The sequence below is a fragment of the Robinsoniella sp. KNHs210 genome (assembly GCF_000686105.1).
Lineage (GTDB): Bacteria > Bacillota > Clostridia > Lachnospirales > Lachnospiraceae > Robinsoniella > Robinsoniella peoriensis.
Genome location: NZ_JMLZ01000002.1, coordinates 3,586,941 through 3,609,170, shown reverse-complemented (window position 1 = coordinate 3,609,170; position 22,230 = coordinate 3,586,941). Strand labels below are relative to the sequence as shown.

The 22,230-nt window shown below is 43.3% G+C and carries 17 protein-coding genes; 10 read left to right on the top strand and 7 right to left on the bottom strand.

Features of this window, described 5'->3' with window-relative positions; genetic code table 11:
• Nucleotides 1-42 precede the first annotated feature (42 nt).
• From CD03_RS34420 to CD03_RS0122335, 4 genes are read right to left on the bottom strand one after another with little or no spacing between them, the layout of a single operon-like run.
• The gene (locus CD03_RS34420; RefSeq protein WP_044290244.1) at nucleotides 43-1,518 is read right to left on the bottom strand and encodes a sulfatase-like hydrolase/transferase; all 1,476 of its coding nucleotides are present in this window, start codon (nucleotides 1,516-1,518) and stop codon (nucleotides 43-45) included.
• A 1-nt stretch (nucleotide 1,519) separates the two neighbouring features.
• The gene (locus tag CD03_RS0122345) at nucleotides 1,520-3,121 is read right to left on the bottom strand and encodes an extracellular solute-binding protein (RefSeq protein ID WP_027295533.1); all 1,602 of its coding nucleotides are present in this window, start codon (nucleotides 3,119-3,121) and stop codon (nucleotides 1,520-1,522) included.
• 39 nt (nucleotides 3,122-3,160) lie between these two features.
• Nucleotides 3,161-4,099, bottom strand: coding sequence for a carbohydrate ABC transporter permease (locus CD03_RS0122340; protein ID WP_044289600.1), 939 nt, complete (start codon nucleotides 4,097-4,099; stop codon nucleotides 3,161-3,163).
• Nucleotides 4,100-4,113: 14 nt separating this feature from the next.
• Entirely contained in the window at nucleotides 4,114-5,067 is a 954-nt protein-coding gene (locus CD03_RS0122335) for an ABC transporter permease (RefSeq protein ID WP_081820493.1), read from the bottom strand.
• Nucleotides 5,068-5,325: 258 nt separating this feature from the next.
• Between CD03_RS0122335 and CD03_RS0122330 the strand changes: the two genes are divergently transcribed.
• The 3 genes from CD03_RS0122330 to CD03_RS0122320 are packed head-to-tail and all read left to right on the top strand — an operon-like array spanning nucleotide 5,326 to nucleotide 9,581.
• The gene (locus CD03_RS0122330; RefSeq protein WP_027295530.1) at nucleotides 5,326-6,405 is read left to right on the top strand and encodes a response regulator transcription factor; all 1,080 of its coding nucleotides are present in this window, start codon (nucleotides 5,326-5,328) and stop codon (nucleotides 6,403-6,405) included.
• 11 nt (nucleotides 6,406-6,416) lie between these two features.
• Nucleotides 6,417-8,198 carry a sensor histidine kinase gene (locus tag CD03_RS0122325; RefSeq protein ID WP_027295529.1) on the top strand — a complete coding sequence of 594 codons (1,782 nt, stop codon included), beginning with the start codon at nucleotides 6,417-6,419 and terminating at the stop codon, nucleotides 8,196-8,198.
• Nucleotides 8,199-8,219: 21 nt separating this feature from the next.
• Nucleotides 8,220-9,581 (top strand): alpha-L-fucosidase, encoded by a 1,362-nt coding sequence (locus tag CD03_RS0122320; RefSeq protein WP_027295528.1) that lies wholly within the window; start codon nucleotides 8,220-8,222, stop codon nucleotides 9,579-9,581.
• A gap of 24 nt (nucleotides 9,582-9,605) precedes the next feature.
• Here the strand turns inward: CD03_RS0122320 and CD03_RS0122315 are convergent, their stop codons facing one another.
• Together CD03_RS0122315 and CD03_RS0122310 are read right to left on the bottom strand one after the other, a co-directional pair.
• Nucleotides 9,606-10,676, bottom strand: a complete 1,071-nt coding sequence (locus tag CD03_RS0122315; protein ID WP_027295527.1) for a response regulator transcription factor — start codon at nucleotides 10,674-10,676, stop codon at nucleotides 9,606-9,608.
• Nucleotides 10,654-12,411, bottom strand: coding sequence for a sensor histidine kinase (locus CD03_RS0122310; protein ID WP_027295526.1), 1,758 nt, complete (start codon nucleotides 12,409-12,411; stop codon nucleotides 10,654-10,656). The genes CD03_RS0122315 and CD03_RS0122310 overlap by 23 nt, the downstream gene beginning before the upstream one ends.
• Nucleotides 12,412-12,813: 402 nt before the next feature.
• Here CD03_RS0122310 and CD03_RS0122305 point away from each other — a divergent pair, with 402 nt between their 5' ends.
• From CD03_RS0122305 to CD03_RS40070, 7 genes are all read left to right on the top strand, one after another.
• Nucleotides 12,814-13,485 (top strand): aspartate/glutamate racemase family protein, encoded by a 672-nt coding sequence (locus CD03_RS0122305; RefSeq protein WP_027295525.1) that lies wholly within the window; start codon nucleotides 12,814-12,816, stop codon nucleotides 13,483-13,485.
• A 136-nt stretch (nucleotides 13,486-13,621) separates the two neighbouring features.
• Entirely contained in the window at nucleotides 13,622-15,598 is a 1,977-nt protein-coding gene (locus CD03_RS0122300) for a glycoside hydrolase family 127 protein (RefSeq protein WP_027295524.1), read from the top strand.
• 53 nt (nucleotides 15,599-15,651) lie between these two features.
• Nucleotides 15,652-16,380, top strand: coding sequence for a FadR/GntR family transcriptional regulator (locus CD03_RS0122295; protein WP_044289599.1), 729 nt, complete (start codon nucleotides 15,652-15,654; stop codon nucleotides 16,378-16,380).
• A 32-nt stretch (nucleotides 16,381-16,412) separates the two neighbouring features.
• Entirely contained in the window at nucleotides 16,413-17,858 is a 1,446-nt protein-coding gene (locus tag CD03_RS0122290) for a four-carbon acid sugar kinase family protein (RefSeq protein ID WP_044289598.1), read from the top strand.
• A gap of 340 nt (nucleotides 17,859-18,198) precedes the next feature.
• A complete protein-coding gene (locus tag CD03_RS0122285; RefSeq protein WP_027295521.1) occupies nucleotides 18,199-18,996 on the top strand; it encodes a 3-keto-5-aminohexanoate cleavage protein in 798 nt (265 codons plus the stop codon).
• 821 nt (nucleotides 18,997-19,817) lie between these two features.
• A complete protein-coding gene (locus CD03_RS0122280; RefSeq protein ID WP_044289597.1) occupies nucleotides 19,818-20,780 on the top strand; it encodes an Rpn family recombination-promoting nuclease/putative transposase in 963 nt (320 codons plus the stop codon).
• Nucleotides 20,781-20,909: 129 nt separating this feature from the next.
• Nucleotides 20,910-21,005, top strand: coding sequence for a DUF6783 domain-containing protein (locus CD03_RS40070; protein ID WP_377142213.1), 96 nt, complete (start codon nucleotides 20,910-20,912; stop codon nucleotides 21,003-21,005).
• Nucleotides 21,006-21,052: 47 nt separating this feature from the next.
• On the opposite strand, the gene CD03_RS0122275 is transcribed toward CD03_RS40070, so the two are convergent.
• Complete coding sequence (locus CD03_RS0122275; protein ID WP_044289596.1) at nucleotides 21,053-22,207, bottom strand: YibE/F family protein; 1,155 nt, start codon at nucleotides 22,205-22,207, stop codon at nucleotides 21,053-21,055.
• Nucleotides 22,208-22,230 lie beyond the last annotated feature (23 nt).

The window sequence follows — 22,230 nt, the reverse complement described above, 5'->3', positions numbered from 1 at the left end:
TAAACGTTCTATAACTGGCTGCGGGGCATAAAATCAGTTCCGTTACTCCTTGTTTTGATATTTTTCAGATTTTGCATAAGTGCTGCTTCCCCGGGAATACCACCCCGGTCTGCACAACTGGCCAAAACCGGTCACTCCTTCCCGGGACGCATCCATTTTAGGATCTGCATACCGGATAAACCACCGGGTCAGCCTGTCCAGAAGCTCTTTCTCCACGGTTTCATATTCCGCCCTGCCAATGAGGTTATACGTCTCCCGGGGATCGCAGCTTAAATGATACAGTTCATCCGGTCCGTAGGGATAACGGTGGATCAGCTTCCATTCCCTGGTGCGGATCATCCGGTTGGGACCATACTCATCATAGACCACAACCTCTCCGTCATCCTTTTGATCACCGGTAAGCAATACCTCTTTAAAGCTCTTGCCCGGAAGATTCCCGGGCAGTTCTACCGGGATCTGGACCAGATCCAGCAGCGTATGCATAAAATCATACTGGCTGTGCATACTTTCCGCTGTAATGCCCTCCGGTATTTTTCCGCGCCAGGATGCAATAAACGGTACTTTCACTGCCGTATCATATAGATTGAACGGGAATGTTCCGTTTCCTTTGCCCCAGATTCCGTGGTGACCCATATTCATACCATTGTCAGCCATAAACATAACGATGGTATTCTGTCTGATCCCAAGTTCATCCAGTCTGTCAAGTATCTTCCCAACCCCTGCATCCATAGCGGATACTGCCGCATAATAGCCTCTCAACAGCGACTTGCGGACCTCTCCGGTACCGGAGGGAGCGCTTTTAATCTGGTTTGGATGTACCGGAAGATCCGGGACGGAACGGAAGCTGCAATCCCGATACAGCTCCACAAATTCTCCTGGATGCTGGTCTTCATCCCAGGGGTCGTGGGGAGCCGTGTAATGGATGCTCAGATAAAACGGGGGCTCTTCCCCGCTCATTGCATCCAGGTAAGAAACTGCCTTTTCCGTGATTAGATCCGTTACATACCGGTTGTCAAAGTGTAGTTCACCATCTTCAATTATATCCGGTTTATAATACTGACACCCCCCTCTGGCAATGGTATACCAGCGTGTAAATCCATGCTGGGGGTTCCTGCTGTCACCCAGATGCCACTTCCCGGCAAGGGCGCAGCTGTAGTGGTTCGCCGCCAGTACATCCGTGTAAGTAAGCATTCCCTCCAGGTAGGGAATCGCTTTTTCTTCACTTGCATAATAAGGGTCCTCTTTTTTTCCGCCAAGGCTCTCAAGGTCCAGATTCCCCGAACGGATCCAGTCATGCACGCCGTGCTGGGACGGAATCCTTCCGGTGAGAATGGATGCCCTTGCGGGTGAGCACACCGGGGAAGTGCAAAAGAAGTTTTCAAACCTCATTCCTTCTTTTGCAAGGCGGTCCAGATTCGGAGTACTGATTTCTTCATTTCCAGCACAGTGCATTGCCCATGCCCCCTGGTCATCCGTCAGGATAAATACGATATTTGGTTTTTCCTTCCCTTCTTTCATTTTATTTGTGGTCCTTAATCTGGCTGCTGATCTCACTTAACAGTTCATCCACACCGTTTTCCTCCAGTTGTTTCAGGAATTCCGGAATCTTTTCCTCGGGATCTACCATACCGGATTCCAGCGCCGGTCCATACTGTGCCACCACGTTTGTCACAGAAGCAATTACCGTTTCTACCGTAGTAGTGTCAATCATAAATCCATTGTGTTTTGCTGTAATGCTCTTACCGTTGTATTCCTGGAACAAATCTACAATATTTTCAGGATATGAGATATCCCATTTTTGATTGAAGGGAGTTCCAAACTGCCATCCAAAAGTGTAATCATACCCGTTCTTTTCCGGTGAAAGTGTACCGCCCATAGTCCGGTCAATCTGGTTGTCACCCACTGCTGTATAATGTTCGCCTTCAATACCATGGCGGATTAAAGTTCCCACATACTGGTCTGTATTCAGCAGGTTAATGAATTCCAGGGCTTTTTCCGGATGTTCGCTTCCGGATGAGATTGCAAGCAGTCCGCCAAGAGCGCTTCTCGTTTCAAAAATCGGCATAGTCAGGTCGATGGATGTAATTCCGTGTCCCGCCGTTGTCTCCAGCATCTGTGCCGCACCGGGGGCATTCGCTGTCACATAGGAAAACAGATTTCCGTTGTTAAAATCGTTATCTCTGTTTGCAATGTCAGAATCATACTGTACCGGGTCCTTGGAGATGTAGCCATTCTGATACCATCCGTGAACCATCTTGCAATATTCCATATATTCCGGTGTGGCATACTGGTTGAACACTTCCTCCTGGTCTGCGAAGAGGTTCGTTTCCGGAATTGCAGATGCACCCGGTAAAGTAGGCGTACCTGTCAGGGATTCAAAGGGAACGCCCAGCTGGAATCCACTGTTAAGTCCTGATAACCCAATCACATTTTTTCCTTCTGCCTGAGATTTTTCTTTGACGGTTTTTAGAACTTCTGTATAGTCATTTAATGTCTTAACCTTACTCAAATCAATACCATATTCTTTTGCCATATCACTGTTAGCATAGATCGAACCCTGCCATCCCATCTCTTTATAAGAGGGCACTCCGTATATCTTGCCGTCTACTTTTACCGCATCCCATTCCTCCTTGGGAATAAAGTCATAGGTTTCTTTCGCATACTGGGGAAGCAGCTCTGTGATATCCATAAATGCATCTCTTGTGGCAAACTGGGCATAATTTGTCGTCCAGTTTGCAGTAAAACAGATATCAAAGTATTCACCGGAATTGATATACGTAGGCATCTTCTCCTTATAATCCGGATTGGCAATTACCTGATAATCAATTTCAACCCCAATTTTATCTCTGGTATATTCATTTAATTTCTCAATGACCTTATCGGTGTCCGGTGCTACAGGGTTGATGGACATATACCATTTTAATTTTACAATGTCATCCGAACCAGCCGTCTTTGTCTCCTTAGACTCTTCTGAGCCGTTTGACTCCGCTGCCCCTTGTTCCGTGCCTTTGGCATTTGTCTCAGAAGCCGTAGAACCTGTCTCTCCAGTGCCCGAGCACCCTCCCAATAGCGCAGCTGCCATAGAAATAGCCAATACCGCTGCAATTGTCTTTCTTTTCATACCTGTTCCTCCTTAAACTAATTTTTTATTTACTATCTGTCAGCCCTTCACTCCTCCAACCGTCAACCCTTTTACAAAGTATTTCTGGAAGAATGGATATGCCAGCAGAATAGGTATCACAACTAAAACGGTCAGCGCCATACGCCCGCTGTCAGTAGGTGCGGATTTTGCAACCTCCGCATACTCAAGTGCGTTGGATGCCGACTGCTTTACCGATTCCAGACTGTTTTGTACACTCCACAGCAATGTCTGGATCGGGTATTTTTTCTGATCCATAATATAAAGCATTCCCAGGAACCAGTCGTTCCAGTAGGCGATCATGGTAAACAGGGAAATCGTTGCTATTCCCGGTTTTGACAACGGAAAAACCACCTTCAGAAAAGTATTGAATTCTCCGGATCCATCGATCCTTGCCGCTTCGATAATCTCCATTGGAATACTCTTATAGAACGTTCGCAGCACCACCACATAAAAAGCATTAAAGCTCATGGGGAGTATCAGTGACCATATGGAATTCCCCAGGTGCAGAAACTGGGTATTCACAATATAACTCGGTACCATCCCCCCATTAAATAGCATCGTAAACAGCATCATATACGTCAATATTTTATTATAACGGTAATCTGACCTGGATAATACATAGGCAAACAGACAGGTGATAAATACGCTGAACAATGTGCCAAATACCGTTACAAATATAGTCACGCCATAAGACCGGACAATCTGGTCTCCCAGCCGGAAAAAATACCGGTATGCTTCCAGGCTCAGTTCGGATGGAAAAAAGCTGTAACCGTTCTGATAGATACTGTTTTCGCTGCTAAAAGATACAATTACCACCAGAAGCAGCGGCAGCACACAGGACAATGCCATAACCGTCAGCAGAATATTCCAGATGACATTGGACTTTCCCGATATCCGGTTAAAATCCGGATTGGATTCCAAAATCTCCTCTTTCTTTTTTTTCTTTCCAGCACTCATGCCGATTCCCTCCCTTAAAACAAAGCACTTTCTTTATCTATTTTTCTCACAACCATATTTGATACCACCACCAATACGCAGCCCACCACAGACTGATACAGGTTTGCAGCCGAAGCCATTCCGATATTTCCGGTTTCCTTCAGCGCCCGGTATAAATAAGTATCAATAACATTTGTCACCGGGAATAATGGACCGTTGTTTCTTGGCATCTGATAGAACAGCCCGAAATCAGCGAAAAAGATTTTTCCGATTGCCAAAATGGACAGGATAATCATCATAGACCGCATACATGGAATTGTAATATAACGGATCTGCTGCCACTTGGTAGCGCCATCCATAACAGCGGCTTCATAATAATCATTTGGTATCCCCGTAAGGCATCCAAGATACATTACCGTAGAATATCCAACAGTTTTCCAGATCTGTACAATAACAAGGATCACCGGCCAGTACTTCGGGTCGCTGTACCAGTTGACCCCTTCCTTTCCAAACATCTCCAATAACCGGTTAAACAATCCGTTATCTACGCTTAACAATGCAAACCCTACAAAAGAAACTACTACCCAGGATAAAAAATAGGGTGCCATAAATATCGTCTGGTAGACCTTTGATCTCCTTTTATTCCATAGTTCATTCAGCACAATAGCAATTGCAACCGCAATCACCAGGTCAATGACCAGAAATAAGATATTATAAAGCAGCGTATTTCTTGTAATAATAAATGCATCTGAGCTTTTAAATAAAAACTTAAAGTTATCTAATCCTATGTATTCGCTGCCAAAGATTCCTTTTCGAACATTAAATTTCTTAAATGCAAGAAGAATCCCGCTTAAAGGCAGATATCTGAACAAAATCATAATCACAACCGCCGGAAGTGCCATCAAGGTCAAAGGCAGGTTTTTCTTAAAATAAACCATTCTCTTTCTGGCAGTACCGGAAATTCCGGTTCTGTTCCCCTTTGTTTTCATATGCATTATCTCCTCCTTTCCATTCCCTGACCATCTCAGGGTTCCTTTCAATTCTGTACATGTCCCCGGTTCTATTACCTTTTCCATTATACAAGTATTAACCCTGCCAGAACAACTTGACTTTTTTTTGATAAGGTGCACTATTTTTCTGCATTCATCCCGTTTACTTGTCTCTTCCTATAAAATCCGCTATAATCTAAAAATGGAGCGAAAGTGCAAACAAAAGGCCAAAATACCTGTATGAATGAAGGGAGAATTATGAATATATTATTAATTGATGATGAAAAGTACGCTGTGGAAGGCCTGATATCCATGCTGGACTGGAAGCGATTTGAAGGAACCCTGACCGGAACTGCTTCCAATGGCAAAGACGCTCTGGAACTGATAAAGCTATCTCCTCCGGATGTTATTATTTCGGATATCAAGATGCCTGTGATGGATGGACTGGAACTGGCGAAAGAGATTTTTTCGCGGAACTGGGAAATAAAACTGATTCTGTTAAGTGCCCACGGGGAGTTTACATATGCCCAGAAAGCAATCCAATACGGAGTGACGGATTACATTCTAAAGCCCGTAACAAGACAGAAGCTCCAGGATCTGGAAGGATTGCTGCTGCGTATCAATCAGGAAAAAAAATTCAGCAAGGACACATATCTGAAATCATGGAGTCCTTCTTTAAAAGATGAGATACTAACAGCGCTAAGACAATGTGATTTGAAATTTTTTGATTCTTATTTTTCTTCTGAAGAATACTTTGCTCCTATGAAAAGTCAGGAAGGCAATGCATTGGGAACCCAGCTTCTGAATTATCTGTATTCCTATTTTGAACAGCTGAATATCTCTCAGTCTGTATTAGACACATCGAAATCCAAAACGCTGAGTCAGTTTTATGATCTTCCAAGCCCTGAGGAAAAGATAAATTTTATTATAACCCGCTACAGCGACGTAATGACTGCCAGCAGCAGACAACGTCATGCAAGTACCGACACGTTAATTGAGACGGCACGGGAATATATGAAGAAACATTTTGATTCCCCGTCATTTAATATCTCGTATCTGGCGGATTCCATGAATGTATCAATCTCTTATCTAAGTACCATTTTCAAGCAATCTACCTGTGAAAATCTGAGTACTTATCTGACGAATCTGCGTATGGAAAAGGCAAAGGAACTCTTAAGCGACGTACAGTATTCCATTTCTGATGTAGCTCTGAAATCCGGATACGAGGATTCCAGATATTTTGCAAAATATTTCAAAAAACAAATGAATATGAAGCCAAGCGAGTACCGCAACTTATGTATTCAAAAGTCGCTGAATCTGAAAAAAACATCTGAGTAGACGGAGGAAACATGGGAATTAAAAAGAAAATATTTTTAGCCTTTTCCTGCGGAATATTAGTAATCACGCTCTTGTCATATGCCTTTATCTTCATACTCTTCCGCCAGGGATATGAAACTGAAATTATGCGTTATCAGAAATCAGCTGTTACTATGAATTCAAATATGGTAGAGAGTTTCCTGGATTCCATCCGTCAGACCTCCCTGAGAATCATTGGGGACGAAGCAATCGGCATTTACCTAAGCACCGGAACCGTGAAAGACTCCCTGGAGAAAATTAAGATCCGGCAATCCATTACAAACCAGTTTTCCCATTATTCCACCGGTCAGATTCTGGGCAGCAGCCTGTATCTGAAAAATACGCTGTTTCTGAACGACAGCCTTCCGATTGCAGAATTCTTCGACAGTCAGACCCTGAATACCAATCCTTTTGTCTCTTCCAGCAACATTTTTTCGGATACCGAGGTAAAGAAAGAGAGCTGGTATCTGCAATTGATCGAATCGGGAAAAAGAAGCCGTATTTTTCTGGATCCGGAAACAAAGAATTTCTGTTTTGCACAGATTATTCATAATAACTACTATACAGGCCCCTATTCCAAAGAAGGACAGGGGGTGATGGTAATCAGCATTGCAGCCAAAGACCTGGCACGTACTTTTTCTCTTGATCCGATCAGTGATAACAGCGGATATGCAATTTTCACCAGCCAGCAGGAACTTTTATTCCTAAGCAATGCCCAAAAATCCCTGTACCTGGAAGCCTGTGACCGGTTTATGGCAAGACATGCATTTGGCGGCGAAATTGTCACTCTGGATAACCAGCGGTATGTAATGAGTCTGAATTCCCTGCAGCGGTATGATCTTAAAATATTGTTTCTGACACCTTACAGGGATATCCAGACTCAGCTCAGCCATCTGATGCGCTTTTATCTGTTGTTTGTATTCCTGATCTTTCTCGTGCTGATGGCGGGCATTTATTTGATATCCAATCGTTTTACACGCCCTATCATCCGTATGGCGCAGACGATCAGCACAATACACGATACACGAAATTTTTCAGTAGATATCCTGCATTTTTCCAGAGATAAGGAAATTGTCATGCTCTGTGACAGCTTTTCACAGCTGATTTCCCACAATAACCAGTTAATTCAGGATATTCAGGAGCAGACCGAACAGCAGAAACGTTCCGAACTGCGTGCACTACAGGCCCAGATCAATCCACATTTCATATTTAATGCCATGGATATCGTGAACTGGATGGCTCTTTCAAAAAACGAAGATGAAATTGCAGAAATTGTCTCATCCATTGCAAACCTTATGAGGTACAGCATTACAGAACCGGATAAGCTTGTTCCTGTCTCAAGTGAACTGCAAAACATTCAGGAATATATCAACATCCAGCAGTTGCGCCACTCCCAGAACCTGGTATTGGATGTTGATGCCACGGAGGATCTGAACACCGTATACATCCCCAAATTTACCCTCCAGCCGCTGATTGAAAACTCTATTTCCCACGGTCTGGTGGAAAGTAAAAAAGATCTTCACATCCTGGTACATATTTACCGCTCATCCCGTACTGTCATTATTGACATCACAGATGACGGTGTAGGCTGTGATGCAGGAGAACTCAACAAATTCTTAGACCACTCGGAAGACACCGCACTAAAAGTATCCAACGGATTTGGCATCCGCAACATCAATGAGCGGATCCGTTTAAATTTCAAGGGAGCAAGCGGACTGACTTACCGGAAAGAGCGGGGCATTCTCACTGCCCGCATTACATTTGAAACACCTTAACCTAAAAATGGAGGAATAACGATGAAAGAACAAGTTGTAACTAATGGAATTCATACCTATACCGATGCCGAAAAATATGTTCCTGCGGACAGTCCTGCTGTACAGGAACACATCAACTGGTTTATGGGATTAAAACTGGGGCTTATGATGCACTGGGCGCCCGGGTGCCAGCTGGGAACTTATGAATCCTGGCCTCTCTCTGACGGAGACGGGTCCTGGTCACAGGAGGACGTGGACTGGACCGACATCCCCACCTTCAAGGAGCAGTATATAAATGCAAATAAGACTTTCAATCCAGTGAAATTCCGTCCCGACCGCTGGGCAAGCCTGGCTAAGGAATGCGGCTTCCGGTATCTCCTGTTCACTACCAAACACCACGATGGATTCTGCATGTTTGATTCAGAAACTACCGATTACAAAATTACGCATGAATCCTGTCCTTTTCACACCAGTCCCTATGCTGATATTGCAGGCTCCCTGTATGATGCTTTCCGAAAAGAAGGACTTGCCATCTCTGCTTACTTCTCCAAACCGGACTGGCACAGCGATTATTACTGGCACAGCGAATTTGGGACGGCACCAACCAGGAATATGAATTATAACGTCAAGGAACACCCTGATCTGTGGAAAAAATTTGAAGAATTCACCCACCGGCAAATTCTGGAACTGGGAAGAAACTACGGAAAAATAGATGTGCTTTGGCTGGATGGCGGATGGGTCAGCAAGGATAATCTGGACCAGGACATCCATCTGGAAAAGGTAGTGGAGACCCTGCGCAGCACCACACAGCCCCATCTGATCGTCTGTGACCGCTGTGTGGGAGGGCCTTACGAAAATATTATCACTCCGGAAAAACAGATTCCTGACCAGCCACTGTTCATTCCATGGGAGACCTGTGCCACCGTTGGAGAAAGATTTTCCTTTCATTATACCGATCATTTTAAAACAGGCAGGGAACTGGTCCACATGCTGCTGAATGTGGTAAGTAAGGGCGGAAACCTTGCGCTCAATATTGCCCCTCAGCCCGACGGCGAACTTCCGAAACCGGCCGTAGAGTCCATTAAAAATATGGGAAAATGGCTGGCTCTGTTCGGTGATGGAATCTATGAGACATCAATTATTCCACCCTATTTCCAGGAGCGGATAAAATATACACAAAAATCGGGGAATATCTATGCTTACTTTCTGTATGATGAAATCCCTGACCTTCCCAATATGCTATCCCTGACCATTGATGCTGATATCCGGGAAATCCGCTCCATGCGTACAGGGCAGTCCCTCCCCTTTGAATGCAAGGGCGGGCAGACTCTGATTCACACTGAAAAGCTTTTATTAGATGAGGCTTTTTATGCGGAAGGATTTGTCCTGGGTTTAGCTGAGTAAGGGGACGCTACCTCATCCCCCTCATTACTCACTTTTCCTCCGCACCGTACCCTTATACTCATTCGGCGTCTGCCCCACATTTTTTTTAAAAATATCGCAAAAATAACGATAATTGCTGTACCCTACCTTCTCGCTGACCTCTATGACCTTATAGCCCTGGTTCAGAAGTTCTTTTGCATGTTCCATCCGGGTCTTCGTCAGATATTTAATGTAACTCATACCAACTTCATCTTTGAACAGAATGCTAAGATATGCCGGATTCATAGCTACCATATCCGCCAGTTCCGCAAGTCCGATATCCCGATGGTAATTCTCATTAATATAGGTCAGCAGCTTTTCTACAGTACGGTGCATCCCTCCGATCTTTGTAACCTCCATTCTTTGAAGCATGGATCGGAATATTTCTTCTACAAATGTATTGACCTCTTCATAAGATTCCATATTTTCCACATTTTGATAGGATGGAAAATGTTGTTCTTCCTTTCTTTCTCTGCGCTTTTCAAAATAAATGCCCAGAGCAAGACAGACCATTTTGTAGCTTTCTTTCTTATATTCTTCCAGTGTGTCCGTATAATTTTGAAGCGCTTCTAACGTAGCGGAAAGTATTTCTTCATATGATCTAATATCAGCTTCTTCTATGGAATGCATTAATTCCTGACTGATATCCTGAAATTCTTTCTTCCTGGTCTGGGTTTCCTCTTTACGGGATTGATCCGCCCTGTCCGCCAGCAGGCTTTCGGTCATCTGCATGGTGTCACGTATCTTGTCCATTGTTATGGGCTTATCGATATAACCCCTGACACCAAGCAGAAGGGCCTTTCTGGCATACTCAAATTCCTGATATCCGCTGATCACTACAAAAACTGTATCCGGCGTGTATTCTCTTGCTTCTTCAATTAAAGAAAGTCCGTCCATACCGGGCATACGGATATCCGTAATAACCAGATCCGGCTTTTCTTCCAGGATCACACGCAGCCCCTCAATCCCGTCATAGGCAAATCCAACTACCTCGAAATCCATTTTTTCTCTGGCGATCATGGCTTTTATTCCATTTACTACAATATATTCATCATCAACGATCACTACTCTTTTCATTTGCAATTACTCCTTCCTGATAAGACAAGCCTACCGTGACCGTAACCTTTGTCCCCACTCCCGGCTCACTGTCAAATCTGACTCCATATCCTTCTCCGTAATACAGCGCAATTCGCTCTCTTACATTTCGTACTCCATATCCTTTTTCCAATACAGACAAATCAGCAATTCCCACGCCGTCATCCACAATGGTAAAAATAATTTTTTCATCTTCCCTGACAGCACCTACCTGAATGCTCCCTTTTCCTATCTGTGGTTCCAGCCCATGATACATCGCGTTTTCCACAAACGGCTGGAGGATAAATTTCAAAATATAGACATCGTCCAACTCTACCGGGATATCAAGCCCCAGTTCAAAGCGATTATTATAACGGAAGTTCTGTACTTCCATATAAGACTTAATATGGGCCACTTCATCTGCGACTTTGATCAGTTTATTCCCCTTGTTCAGGCTCAGCCTAAAAGTACGGGACAGCGCATCTACCATTTGTGCCATATCATCTGCCTCGTGGATTACCGCCATACAATAAAGGGAATCCATAGTATTATATAAAAAGTGAGGATTAATCTGAGACTGCAAAAGCAGTAGTTCCGATTCTCTTTCCTTTAACTCACTGGAAAGCAGACGTTCACAAAGTTCCAGGTTATTGTTGACCATCTGCTTGAATTTATTGCCAATCTGCCCAACTTCACTGGAATCAAATTCTTCGGTGATATTTCTGTTACCCTCACCCACTTCCTCTATGGTATTCTCCAGTTTTCGGAGAGGTTCATAGATTTTACCGGATATAAACCGGGAAATATAAAATCCTAAAATTACCAGCATCAGAATGATTCCCATTATGATAGCCCCGATTACATTACTGTCCCTGGTAAGTTCACTTTTTCGTATAATACTCACCATTTTCCAGCCGGTGGGGTCATTTTCCACGCTGGCAAATACAAACTGATTCCCAAATCCGGAGCCCCGGAAATACTCCTGTTCAATCTGTTCCTGATCTTCTTCGTTTCCTCTGAAATACATAATGGAGTTATGTTTTTTATCATCTACCACCATAAAAGATACGCTTTGGTTGGCCCGGTGAGTAGATCCAAAGGCCTTTTCAAATATCTTCTGCCGAATATTTACCACCATATATCCGATTCCCTCATAGTTCCCCGGATCTACCAGTAATTTCCCCATGGATACCATTCCCCGGTTCTTATCCGGATTCAGAATATTCTGCCCGTAAAATACTTCTTTCCCGTTAGCTTCGTTCATCTCCTTCACCCAACTGGTTTCCAGCACATTTTGGATATGATAGGAAACACTCTCACCGGAATTAGCGGAATATGTATAGAGTTTTCCTGTGTTATCCAATACAATAATCTCACCAATCAGGGTTTCCTGGGTCGCAATTCTGCCCAGATAGGATTCCAGCGTATGCCTCTGGGTACTGGAAAAATCCTTGTTTTTATTTGTACCGGATTCCTTAAAAACAGACATAAAACTGGGATTCACCAGAAGATTTCTGGTTAGCTCTATTATATTATTTAACTGAATATCGGTAATCTCATCCGAGATCTCCAGGTTATAGGAAAAGTCCTCCTGGTAATTCCGCTCAATAATATGTTTGGAAAGAAAGTAACTGAGAACTCCCAGCAATACCGTCGAAAAAACAGCCAGGGCAATAATCGCTGTTCTGATCTGATCCTTGATCTTACACCTTCCAAACCATCTTGCAATCTTTTTCATTCGTTTTCTCCATTTCAGTTCCACTTTTCCTGAAAATCTCAAAAAGCGGAAAAATCACTGCATTTTTCATCTGCACTCTACTTTAAAATACACTAATCTTTACAGTCTTACAATGCCAATTTCTTCTTTCACAAAAGATCTTGTACAATACTTACAAAATAACCTTTTTATTTTATGCACAATTCCTATCTTTACAAATCTTGTATTATGTGAGAATATAGGGTTATATTTCAACATCCTACGTTGAACGTTGGATAAGAAGTTATGAATCCAAAACTGCGTAACAGGAAAATGGCTGAAAGAAAATTATGAATATAGAAAGGATGCCACACAGAGATTCTTTCAACCCGTTTAATAAGTGGCAGTATTGCAGCAAGCCTGCAATATATTATAGGTAAAATCATGAAAATAGGATTAGTGTATACAAGCACCACACCAGAATTAATTGAATTAGTAGAACGTGAAGTAAAATGCCAGCTCCCAGAGGAAGTAACACTGATGAGTTACGAAGACCCTACCATCCTTTCTGAAACAAGAGATCATGGATATGTGACTGCAAATGCTGCTGCCAGACTGATTACCATGTTCTTGAAAGCAGTTCAGGATGGCGCAGATGCCGTTTTGAATATCTGCTCTTCTGTCGGAGAAGCGGCTGACTGTGTACAGGACATGGGCAGATACCTCGGTGTGCCTATTGTAAGGGTAGATGAAGAAATGTGCCGGGATGCTGCAAGGCAGGGTTCCCGTATCGGAGTACTGGCTACACTTCCCACCACTTTAGAACCAACTAAAAATACCATCCTGCGTGTTGCCAGGGAAATCGGAAAACCAGTAACACTGACAGACGGCTTAATTGATGGTGCATTCGGACTGAATCAGGAACAGTTCAGGGAACTTCTTCTGAAAAAAGCCGGGGAAATCTGTCAGGATGTAGATGTAATTCTTTTATGTCAGGGCTCCATGGCTTACTGCGAAGAGTTAATCGCAGAAACTTATGGTAAGCCGGTAGTTTCCAGCCCACGTTACGGGGCGGCAGCTTTAAAAGAAGCATTGCGTATGAAAGGTCTGATTTAATTTCTGAACCAGACTCCCCGCCGCAGGCCTGCCGTCCGGTTCCCTGCCTGCAGGAATACATATTATGGAAGCTTCCAGTTTATGGACTACCAGATACTATTAATAATTAATCAAAGATGGAAAGCGAGGTTTTATCATGCTAACTAATACTACAAAATCCCCTTTTTCAAAAGTATCCCCTCTCCCCTGGAATGCCGTTAACTGGACCAGGGGATTCTGGGCAGATGCATTTACCGCATGCGCCGGTGATACAGTTCCTCATTTACAAAGTATGTTTGAAGCTAAGGATATCAGCCATGTTGTGGAAAACTTCCGGATTTGTGCCGGAGAGGCAGAAGGTACCTTTGACGGAACCAATTTTGGCGACGGGGACTTTTACAAATGGATGGAATCTGCAATGTACAGCGCCGCTAAAAACGGAAATCAGGAACTTTTAGATCAGCTGGATGATTATATTGACCTCATCGGACGTGCCCAGTTGGAAGATGGATATATTTCCACCAAGCAGATTCTGGGCGAACGCCAGAATAACGGTATTGCACGTTTAGGTGATATCAATGATTTTGAGGTTTACAACTTTGGCCATTTATTTACTGCGGCCTGCCTTTACAAACGGATCACCGGGAAAGAGAACTTTCTGGAGATTGCTAAAAAAGCTGCCGTTTACCTTGACCAGATGTATCAGGATAACGCTAAAAACGGGGAAGTACAGACCGCCGTATGCCCATCCCACTACATGGGTCTCATTGAAATGTACCGGACAACAGGTGACAAAAAATATCTGGAGCTTGCAAAGCTTGCTATTGAGTTACGTGACTCTGTAAAAGATGGTACCGATGATAACCAGGACCGTATCCCCCTAAAACAACACGATAAGATTTTAGGACATGCAGTGCGTTCCAACTATCTGTATGCAGGTGTTGCGGATCTGTATGCTGAAACAGGCGAGTCAGAATATAAGGAAATGCTGGATAAAGTTTGGCGCAACCTGGTTGATAAGAAGCTCTACATAACCGGAGGCTGCGGAGCCCTTTATAACGGAACCTCACCCTATGGCAACTTCTTCATTGACCAGAAGATCCACCAGGCTTACGGATATGAATACCAGCTTCCCAATATCACCGCTTATAACGAGACCTGCGCTTCTATCGGAAGTGTATTCTGGGCTTACCGTATGTTCCAGGCTGATCCGAAGGCTGAGTATTTTGATATTATCGAACGTACTATGCTGAATGTAAACCTCGCTGCTGTCAGCATGGATGGCAAGAAATATTTCTATGAAAACATGCTGCGCAGAGCAAAGAAACTGGATTACGAATTGATCTGGCCACTGGAAAGAAGCGAGTATATATTAAGCTACTGCTGCCCTCCAAACCTTGCCAGAACCATTGCCCAGTCCAGTGAATATGCCTATACCGTATCGGATGACACCCTCTGGATGGGTATGTACGGTGCAAGCCGCTCCCAGATTGAGCTTCCCTGCGGCGCATCCTTTACACTAATCCAGGATACGAACTATCCTTATGACGGAAATATATCCTTTCACATTGAAGACCTGAAATATGCGTCCCCGGATCATAAGACACCAATCTATCTAAATGTCCGCATTCCGGGCTGGGTAGAAAACGGAACTATTACCATTGGGGGAGAGACGAACATCTGTCTTACCCAAAATGACAGCCAGACCTATAAGAAGATTTGTATCAACCCGGACACTGTATCCGATGTAACAGTTTCATTTGATATGCCTGCCCGTTTATCTACTGCGCATGCTCTGGTGGAAGAAACGAATAATCAGGCTGCACTTGAGCGCGGACCTCTGGTATACTGTATAGAAAGCCCGGATGCAGATGTAGAAACTTTAGATGACCTTTTATGGAAACTGGACGCCGAATTCACTCCGGTTGCCTATACTATAGGCGGCAGGGACCTTGCCGCACTGGAAGGTGATGTATACCGCATTAACAGAGAAGAATACAACCGTGATTCCCTCTACCAGACCCTGCGTTATCACGGAATGTCCACGACCCATATCCGCCTGATCCCATACTTTGCATGGGACAACAGGGGATTTGGTGAAATGAAGATCTGGATGCCTGTGGCTTATAAATAGGCGTATCCTAAAAGATACGCTGCTTCCACTACCCCAGAAAAGGAGGTGCCTATATGGCCCAATCAAAAACTGACACACCTATCCTTTCGAGATCTTTGCAAAACAAATCAATTGTCAGCCGGATCGTAAACCAAATTACCGATGCCATTATAAACGGAGAATTAAAGCCCGGAGATAAGCTGCCTACGGAAACCAGCCTCTGCGCCACCTTCGAGGTGGGGCGCAACTCCATCCGGGAAGCAATCAAAATCCTGGAAGCCTACGGTGTAGTCTATATCAAACGCCCCGACGGTACATTCGTAAATGACCGGTACAGCCAGAAGATGCTGGACCCTATGCTCTATGGTATTCTTCTTGAGAAGAATTCATCGGATGAAATTATCCAGCTTCGAAAAGTACTGGATATCGGTATTATGCAGCAAATTATGCACACCATTACACCGGAGCAGATTGCCCATATAGAAGGCTGCCTGGAAAACCTGATAAATGCCGTTTCCAAAAAAGATAAGGATATTGAGACCGTCTTAAATGCAGACATTGATTTTCATATGGCTCTGACAAATGCCTCCCAAAATCAGCTGCTGCTCAGCATGTATACCTATGTGGACCGTATTACCATACCTTCCCGGAAAAATGCTGTGAAAATGGTCTTAGCGGAAGATGATACCGACGATTTTATCCGTCTTCATACTGAAATGCTAACCATGATTTCCAGGAAAGATTTTACCGGAATCGAACAAACCATTAACGATCATTATAAATTTTGGAAACAGGTAATTTAAACTCGCTCTAAATCCCAAAGGAGATGTTATCTATGAAACAGAATGCGCAAACTACAGAGGCCTTAACATTAGATGTCCTGGACAAATACCCTTCTGTAGATACTGAACATATCGACCTTATGCTGCGGTCGGAATACCAGGATTTTCATAAAAAAATAGTGGTTCTGGATGATGATCCTACCGGCATCCAGACTGTTCATGACGTATATGTCTATACGGACTGGGAAGAGTCAGCCATAAATCAGGCTTTTACATCCAAAGAAGATATGTTTTTCCTGTTAACAAACTCCCGTAGTTTTTTCAGGGAACAAACCATCCGGGTACACACACAGATTGCCCGTCGTATCGGTAAAACAGCTGTAGAAAACGGTCAGGGATTTTTTCTGATTTCCCGGGGCGATTCTACCCTGCGTGGGCACTATCCGCTGGAAACAGAAGTTTTAAAAGACACCCTGGAGACAGACTGCCACATTCCTACAGACGGAGAAATTATCTGTCCCTTTTTCAAAGAGGGCGGACGATACACCATCAACAATATCCACTATGTAAAAGAAGGCGGCTTCCTGATTCCAGCCGGAAATACAGAATTTTCCAAAGATAAGACCTTCGGTTATACCTCTTCCGATCTGACGGAATACGTGGAAGAAAAAAGTGAAGGAAGATTCCGCAAAGAAGACTGCATCACCATCTCACTGGAAGAATTAAGATCACTGGAGCTGGACAACATTACAGATAAACTGATGTCTGCCTCCGGCTTTGCCAAAATTATCGTAAATGCCATTGATTACATAGACATCAAGATATTCTGTATCTGCCTGATACGTGCCCTCAGGCAGGGCAAAAATTTCATAGCAAGAAGTGCCGCCGCTCTGCCAAAGGTACTGGGACAGATAACTGATGTGCCACTGCTTTCAAAGAAAGACCTCATAGCCGGCAAGGAAGATAAAGGCGGAATTGTAATTATTGGATCTCACGTCCAAAAGACCACAGACCAGTTAAACGCCCTGCTGGAATCAGAAAAAGACCTGACTTTTCTGGAGTTTAATGTAAATTCTTATTTTCAGGATGGCGGATTAAAGGCAGAAGTACAGCGTATCCTGGATCAGGCAGAAGCACTGATCCGATCCAACAAAACAGTAATCATCTACACCAGCCGCAGGCTTCTGGTACCTGATACCGCAGACAAAGATGAAATTCTTATGGCATCTGTTCACATCTCCGATGCCCTGACAAGTATCATCCGTTTTCTCACCGTAAAGCCTCGTTTTATCATTGCCAAAGGCGGTATTACATCCAGCGATGTGGGCACAAAAGGACTTCAGGTTAAAAAAGCACTGGTAATGGGCCAGATCAAAAAAGGAATCCCTGTATGGCTGACCGGCGAAGAAAGTAAATTTCCAAATACGCCATATATTATCTTCCCCGGAAATGTAGGGGAAGTAAATACATTGCGGGACATTGTAGAAGAGATTTGTTAAATGGGATTAGCTGAGGAAGGACGCTTTGTGGATGATAGGTAGTGTACGGAAGGTTAGAAAATACCAGTTCTGCGTTAAGCATTCCAAACCAATGTCCTGGTCTGCCCCCTTCTCTTTTTGTACACTACCTATCATCTACAAAGCGTCCTTCCTCTGCGAAACCCAAATATAATGCATTTAATAGAACATTACAAAACGTTCACTGTAGTACTAGCAAATAGAAATGACTAAAGGTTGAAAGAAAATTATAATATAGAAAGGATGCCACGCTCTGATTCTTTCAACCAGTTTTATTGTGGCAGTATTGCAGGCAAGCCTGTAATATGCAATAGGTATAAATATGAATAAAGTTATTATTTCTCTGGCACCGGTAGCTGCCTCTACTCCCATTGATGCAGATGCTCTGGCGCTGGATGTTAAAAAATCAGTAGAAGCCGGTGCTGCAATGTGTCATCTGCACTGCCGCCGTCCGGATGGTTCCCTTACCCCAGATACCGGATTTATGGTGGAATGCTTTGAAAAAATACTAGCTGAAACAGATGTACTTGTACAGGCATCTACCGGAGGTGTTTCCGATCTGACCATTGAAGAACGCTGCACTCCACTGGATTATGTAAAAGTAGAATCTGCATCCCTGAATGGCGGCTCCACAAATCTTGGTGAAGCCGTATACAAGAATTCTTTTGAGGATATCCGCTACTGTGCAAAAACCGTATATGATAAGAAAACCATACCGGAAATTGAAGTTTTTGATATCGGTATGATTCATAATATAGAAATGACTGCAAAAGAATATCCCTTCCGGGACCCGATTATTTATAACCTGGTATTCGGACACAAAGGAGGTATGCAGCCTACGGTCGAAAGCCTTGCAGCTTTCCGTTCCTTTGTTCCCGCAAATGCCAAATGGGGTGTGACTCATTTTGGACGTGACAACTGGAACTTCCTAGCCGCAGCAATTGCAATGGGTGCCAGTATCGTCCGGATTGGATTTGAAGACAGCGCCTATCTGGCACCCGGCAAATCTGCATCCATGAACTTTGAGCTGGTGGAACGTTTGGCACATCTGATCCGGGCTATTGGTTTTGAAACTGCCACACCGGACGAGGCACGTGAAATAATGAATACTTTGAAATAGTGGTATTTTGATCTTGCTTTGTGGAGGGGTAGAGCGAACAATTTTATCTTTAGTTTGGGTTTAGCTGAGAAGAGGACGCTTTGTAGCTGGAGATGGTGTACGGAAAGAGAAGGGGGCATGCTGGACGCTATTGGCAGAAAGCAGATTAATTATCACTGTAGATGGTTTCATCATTCTACTAATGGCTATAGTACCTATATCCAGTTAAGTCTGTGATCAGGAAAGCAAGCAAAACTTAATCGTATTTCGCACATTTCACACTGAACTGCCGAAACACACTCTGCTACATCCAGAAAAGAACAACTCCAGGTCTACACCCTGCTGAGAAAACCGCGTAGAGCAGAGCTGAGTATTTGCTTACCTTTCCGTTGCACCATCTCCATCTACAAAGCGTCCCTTAATCAGCTAAACCCGTTTTTTTTAGCTGTTTTTATATCTACGCATAGCCTGAAATAGGGGTAGTTGTGATTCGAACGAATCATGACTTCCCCTATTTCTGGCTATCCATTACCAGGCAAACTCATTTTGTGCGTATATCATCAGAACACGATGTGCTGCCGTTAATCACTTATTAAGAGGATCTTTATTTTTATTTCATAATAAGTAACTTTAATTAAAAATGTGTTGCACAAAATAATATTTTATGATAATATGTTGTTATATAAAATTTCTTAACACTGGCTATTCTGCCAGGTAATTTCCAATCGACAAGTAAAATTTCATATAAGGCGTTGCCATGCAAGCTGTGAGTCGTTATAATATATCTAACAACCTCTTACGCTGCAAAGGATAACTGCCTTTCTGTAAGAGGAGGACTAACTATGAACAATTCGCCCAAAATAAGTAACAGCCATACTGAACCCGAGAAAAAAGAACCGTTTATCATGCTGCCTACCGTTGACTTCTGTTTTAAAGAGCTGATGTACAGTGAGAAAGCCAGAAAAGGTTTAATCGCAGCATTTTTAAATCTGGATCCGAAGGAGATTCAGGAAACAGTATTACTAAACACTATCCTGCGAAAAGAAAGTGATTCACAAAAGCTTGGCATTCTGGATGTAAGAGTAATGATGTATGACAACACTCAGATAGACCTGGAAATGCAGGTCCTGCCTTTTCAGTGCTGGGAAGAGCGTACCCTGTTCTACACTTGTAAGATGTATACAGATCAGATCATAAGCGGAGATAATTATGATGTTCTTGTGAAATGTATCCAAATCAGTATACTGGACTTTGATTTCTTAAAGGATACGGATGAATGGTATTCCTGTTTTCATCTACGGGAAGACACGCGGGGGAGCTTATATTCTGATAAACTGGAGTTCCATGTACTGGAACTGCCCAAATTGGGGAATCGGGAAGAACCGGAAAACGAATTATTACAATGGGCGAAATTTCTGAACGGAAAGCGGGAGGAGGATTTCAAGGATATGGCAGAGAAGAACGAGTACATAAATGAAGCGTATCAGATCTTAAAAAATATAAGTGCAGATGACGCAAAAAGAATAGAATACGAATCCAGGGAAAAAGCAATCCGTGACTATAACCATCTTATATATATGGCAAAAAAGGAAGGATTGGAGCTTGGGCAGGAAAATGGAATTGCATTAGGCATAGAACGCGGACGCAAGATAGGAATAGAACAGGAACGAGAATTATGCATCGAATTCCTAATAAGGGATAACCTTGAAGAGGGAATCTGCCGTGAACGAATTATTGAAAAACTTCTTAGATGCTTTAAACTGGATTATGCTTCAGCTGAAAAATATTATGAGAAATATAAGTAACCTGTCGTCATTTGGGGCGGTTAACTGATATTGCATATAAAGCACAAGAAACCAGTGCATGTTTGAAAATTGCTTTCTGACAACCGTCCGCCACACTTTGTTGGGATAATTGTTCGGAAAATATGAGGCATAGCAGGCTGCGCTGACTATTTTCCGGGCAAATTCCATGCGCAATGGGGCGCGCAGATGACAGGAATGAATTTTCAAACAGGCTCTGCTGTCTAGTGTCGCCCGACGTATTTACGCCGGGATGCACTAGTCAGATTACTCTGTTACAAATAATGAACACCTTTCTTTCCACTCAATCCCGCCAACAGAGAAGTTATCGGCACTGCAAGTATCACAGCTATGCTCCCTGTAAGCCCTTGTGCCAGTTCTATGGCAATATAATCAGAGCTTAACAGCTGATCCATATGAATTCCATAGGCTTTTAACAGCAGCAGCGTAGTGATTGCCGTACCGGTAAATGCCAAAACCAATGTCTCGCACATAGTACCTATCATATCTTTCCCAATCTTTAATCCGGTTCTATAGATCTCCCTGGAACTCATCTTATTATTAGCTTCTCGCATCTCATACAACGGCGCAGCCACCGACATGGTCATATCCATAATGGCTCCCAGTGACGAAACAAGTGTACCTGCAAACAGAATATCCCCAACCTTCATACCGGAACTGTTGGAAACCAGAATCAATTCTTCTACCTCATCCAGCTTATATCCGTCTACGGATAATATCCAGGCAAATATGGCAAAAACAAATGCTGCTATCAAGATTCCAGCGACAGTAGATAAAATAGCTGTCCAGGTTTTTGCCGAAAATCCGTTCAGAAGAATCATGGATACCGCAGATGCAGTTACTGCCATGAGTACCGTCGCCAGTACAGGAGGCCAGCCGCTGTAAATCGCAGGTATGAGAAATCCTATGATTAATAGGAATACATAGAGCAGCCCGATAACACTTTTGATTCCCTTACTTCTGCCAACCAGCGCCATCAGAAGAATAAAAATTACTGCAATTGCTGCAATTCCCCCGGTTCTGTCATAGTTAAAAATAGAGTAGTAAGGTGCAGCCCCCTCTGGCATATCAGCCTTGATTAAAACAGCCTGTCCCGGTTTTACATAAATATTGTGGGTCGTGGATAGTACGTTGTCAAATTCCAGTTCTTTTCCCTTTTGTTCCCCTTCTTTTATATATACCCTTACCTTCTGGGTCCCCAGTATACGTGGATCATTTCCATCTGCTTTCTCTAATTCCTCAGACAAAACCTCTGTTACTTTTCCCTTAACGTAGCGAATGGTGCTGGAGTCCGCAAACTCATAGGACATATCCGTTTTTTGATAGAAAATGAACGTTGCTGCAATTGTTAGTATAAATACAGCTAAAAATGCAAGCCATTTTTTATCCATCCAGTATTTTTTTAACATCTGTAATCTCCTGTTCCGCAAAA

Coding starts and splice junctions, on each gene's coding strand:
- CD03_RS0122325 (WP_027295529.1), top strand. CDS start 6,417: ATGGGAATTAAAAAGAAAATATTTTTAGCCTTTTCCTGCGGAATATTA.
- CD03_RS0122345 (WP_027295533.1), bottom strand. CDS start 3,121: ATGAAAAGAAAGACAATTGCAGCGGTATTGGCTATTTCTATGGCAGCT.
- CD03_RS0122290 (WP_044289598.1), top strand. CDS start 16,413: ATGAAACAGAATGCGCAAACTACAGAGGCCTTAACATTAGATGTCCTG.
- CD03_RS0122315 (WP_027295527.1), bottom strand. CDS start 10,676: ATGAAAAGAGTAGTGATCGTTGATGATGAATATATTGTAGTAAATGGA.
- CD03_RS0122275 (WP_044289596.1), bottom strand. CDS start 22,207: ATGTTAAAAAAATACTGGATGGATAAAAAATGGCTTGCATTTTTAGCT.
- CD03_RS0122335 (WP_081820493.1), bottom strand. CDS start 5,067: ATGAAAACAAAGGGGAACAGAACCGGAATTTCCGGTACTGCCAGAAAG.
- CD03_RS0122340 (WP_044289600.1), bottom strand. CDS start 4,099: ATGAGTGCTGGAAAGAAAAAAAAGAAAGAGGAGATTTTGGAATCCAAT.
- CD03_RS0122295 (WP_044289599.1), top strand. CDS start 15,652: ATGGCCCAATCAAAAACTGACACACCTATCCTTTCGAGATCTTTGCAA.
- CD03_RS0122310 (WP_027295526.1), bottom strand. CDS start 12,411: ATGAAAAAGATTGCAAGATGGTTTGGAAGGTGTAAGATCAAGGATCAG.
- CD03_RS0122320 (WP_027295528.1), top strand. CDS start 8,220: ATGAAAGAACAAGTTGTAACTAATGGAATTCATACCTATACCGATGCC.
- CD03_RS0122285 (WP_027295521.1), top strand. CDS start 18,199: ATGAATAAAGTTATTATTTCTCTGGCACCGGTAGCTGCCTCTACTCCC.
- CD03_RS0122330 (WP_027295530.1), top strand. CDS start 5,326: ATGAATATATTATTAATTGATGATGAAAAGTACGCTGTGGAAGGCCTG.
- CD03_RS0122280 (WP_044289597.1), top strand. CDS start 19,818: ATGAACAATTCGCCCAAAATAAGTAACAGCCATACTGAACCCGAGAAA.
- CD03_RS0122305 (WP_027295525.1), top strand. CDS start 12,814: ATGAAAATAGGATTAGTGTATACAAGCACCACACCAGAATTAATTGAA.
- CD03_RS34420 (WP_044290244.1), bottom strand. CDS start 1,518: ATGAAAGAAGGGAAGGAAAAACCAAATATCGTATTTATCCTGACGGAT.
- CD03_RS0122300 (WP_027295524.1), top strand. CDS start 13,622: ATGCTAACTAATACTACAAAATCCCCTTTTTCAAAAGTATCCCCTCTC.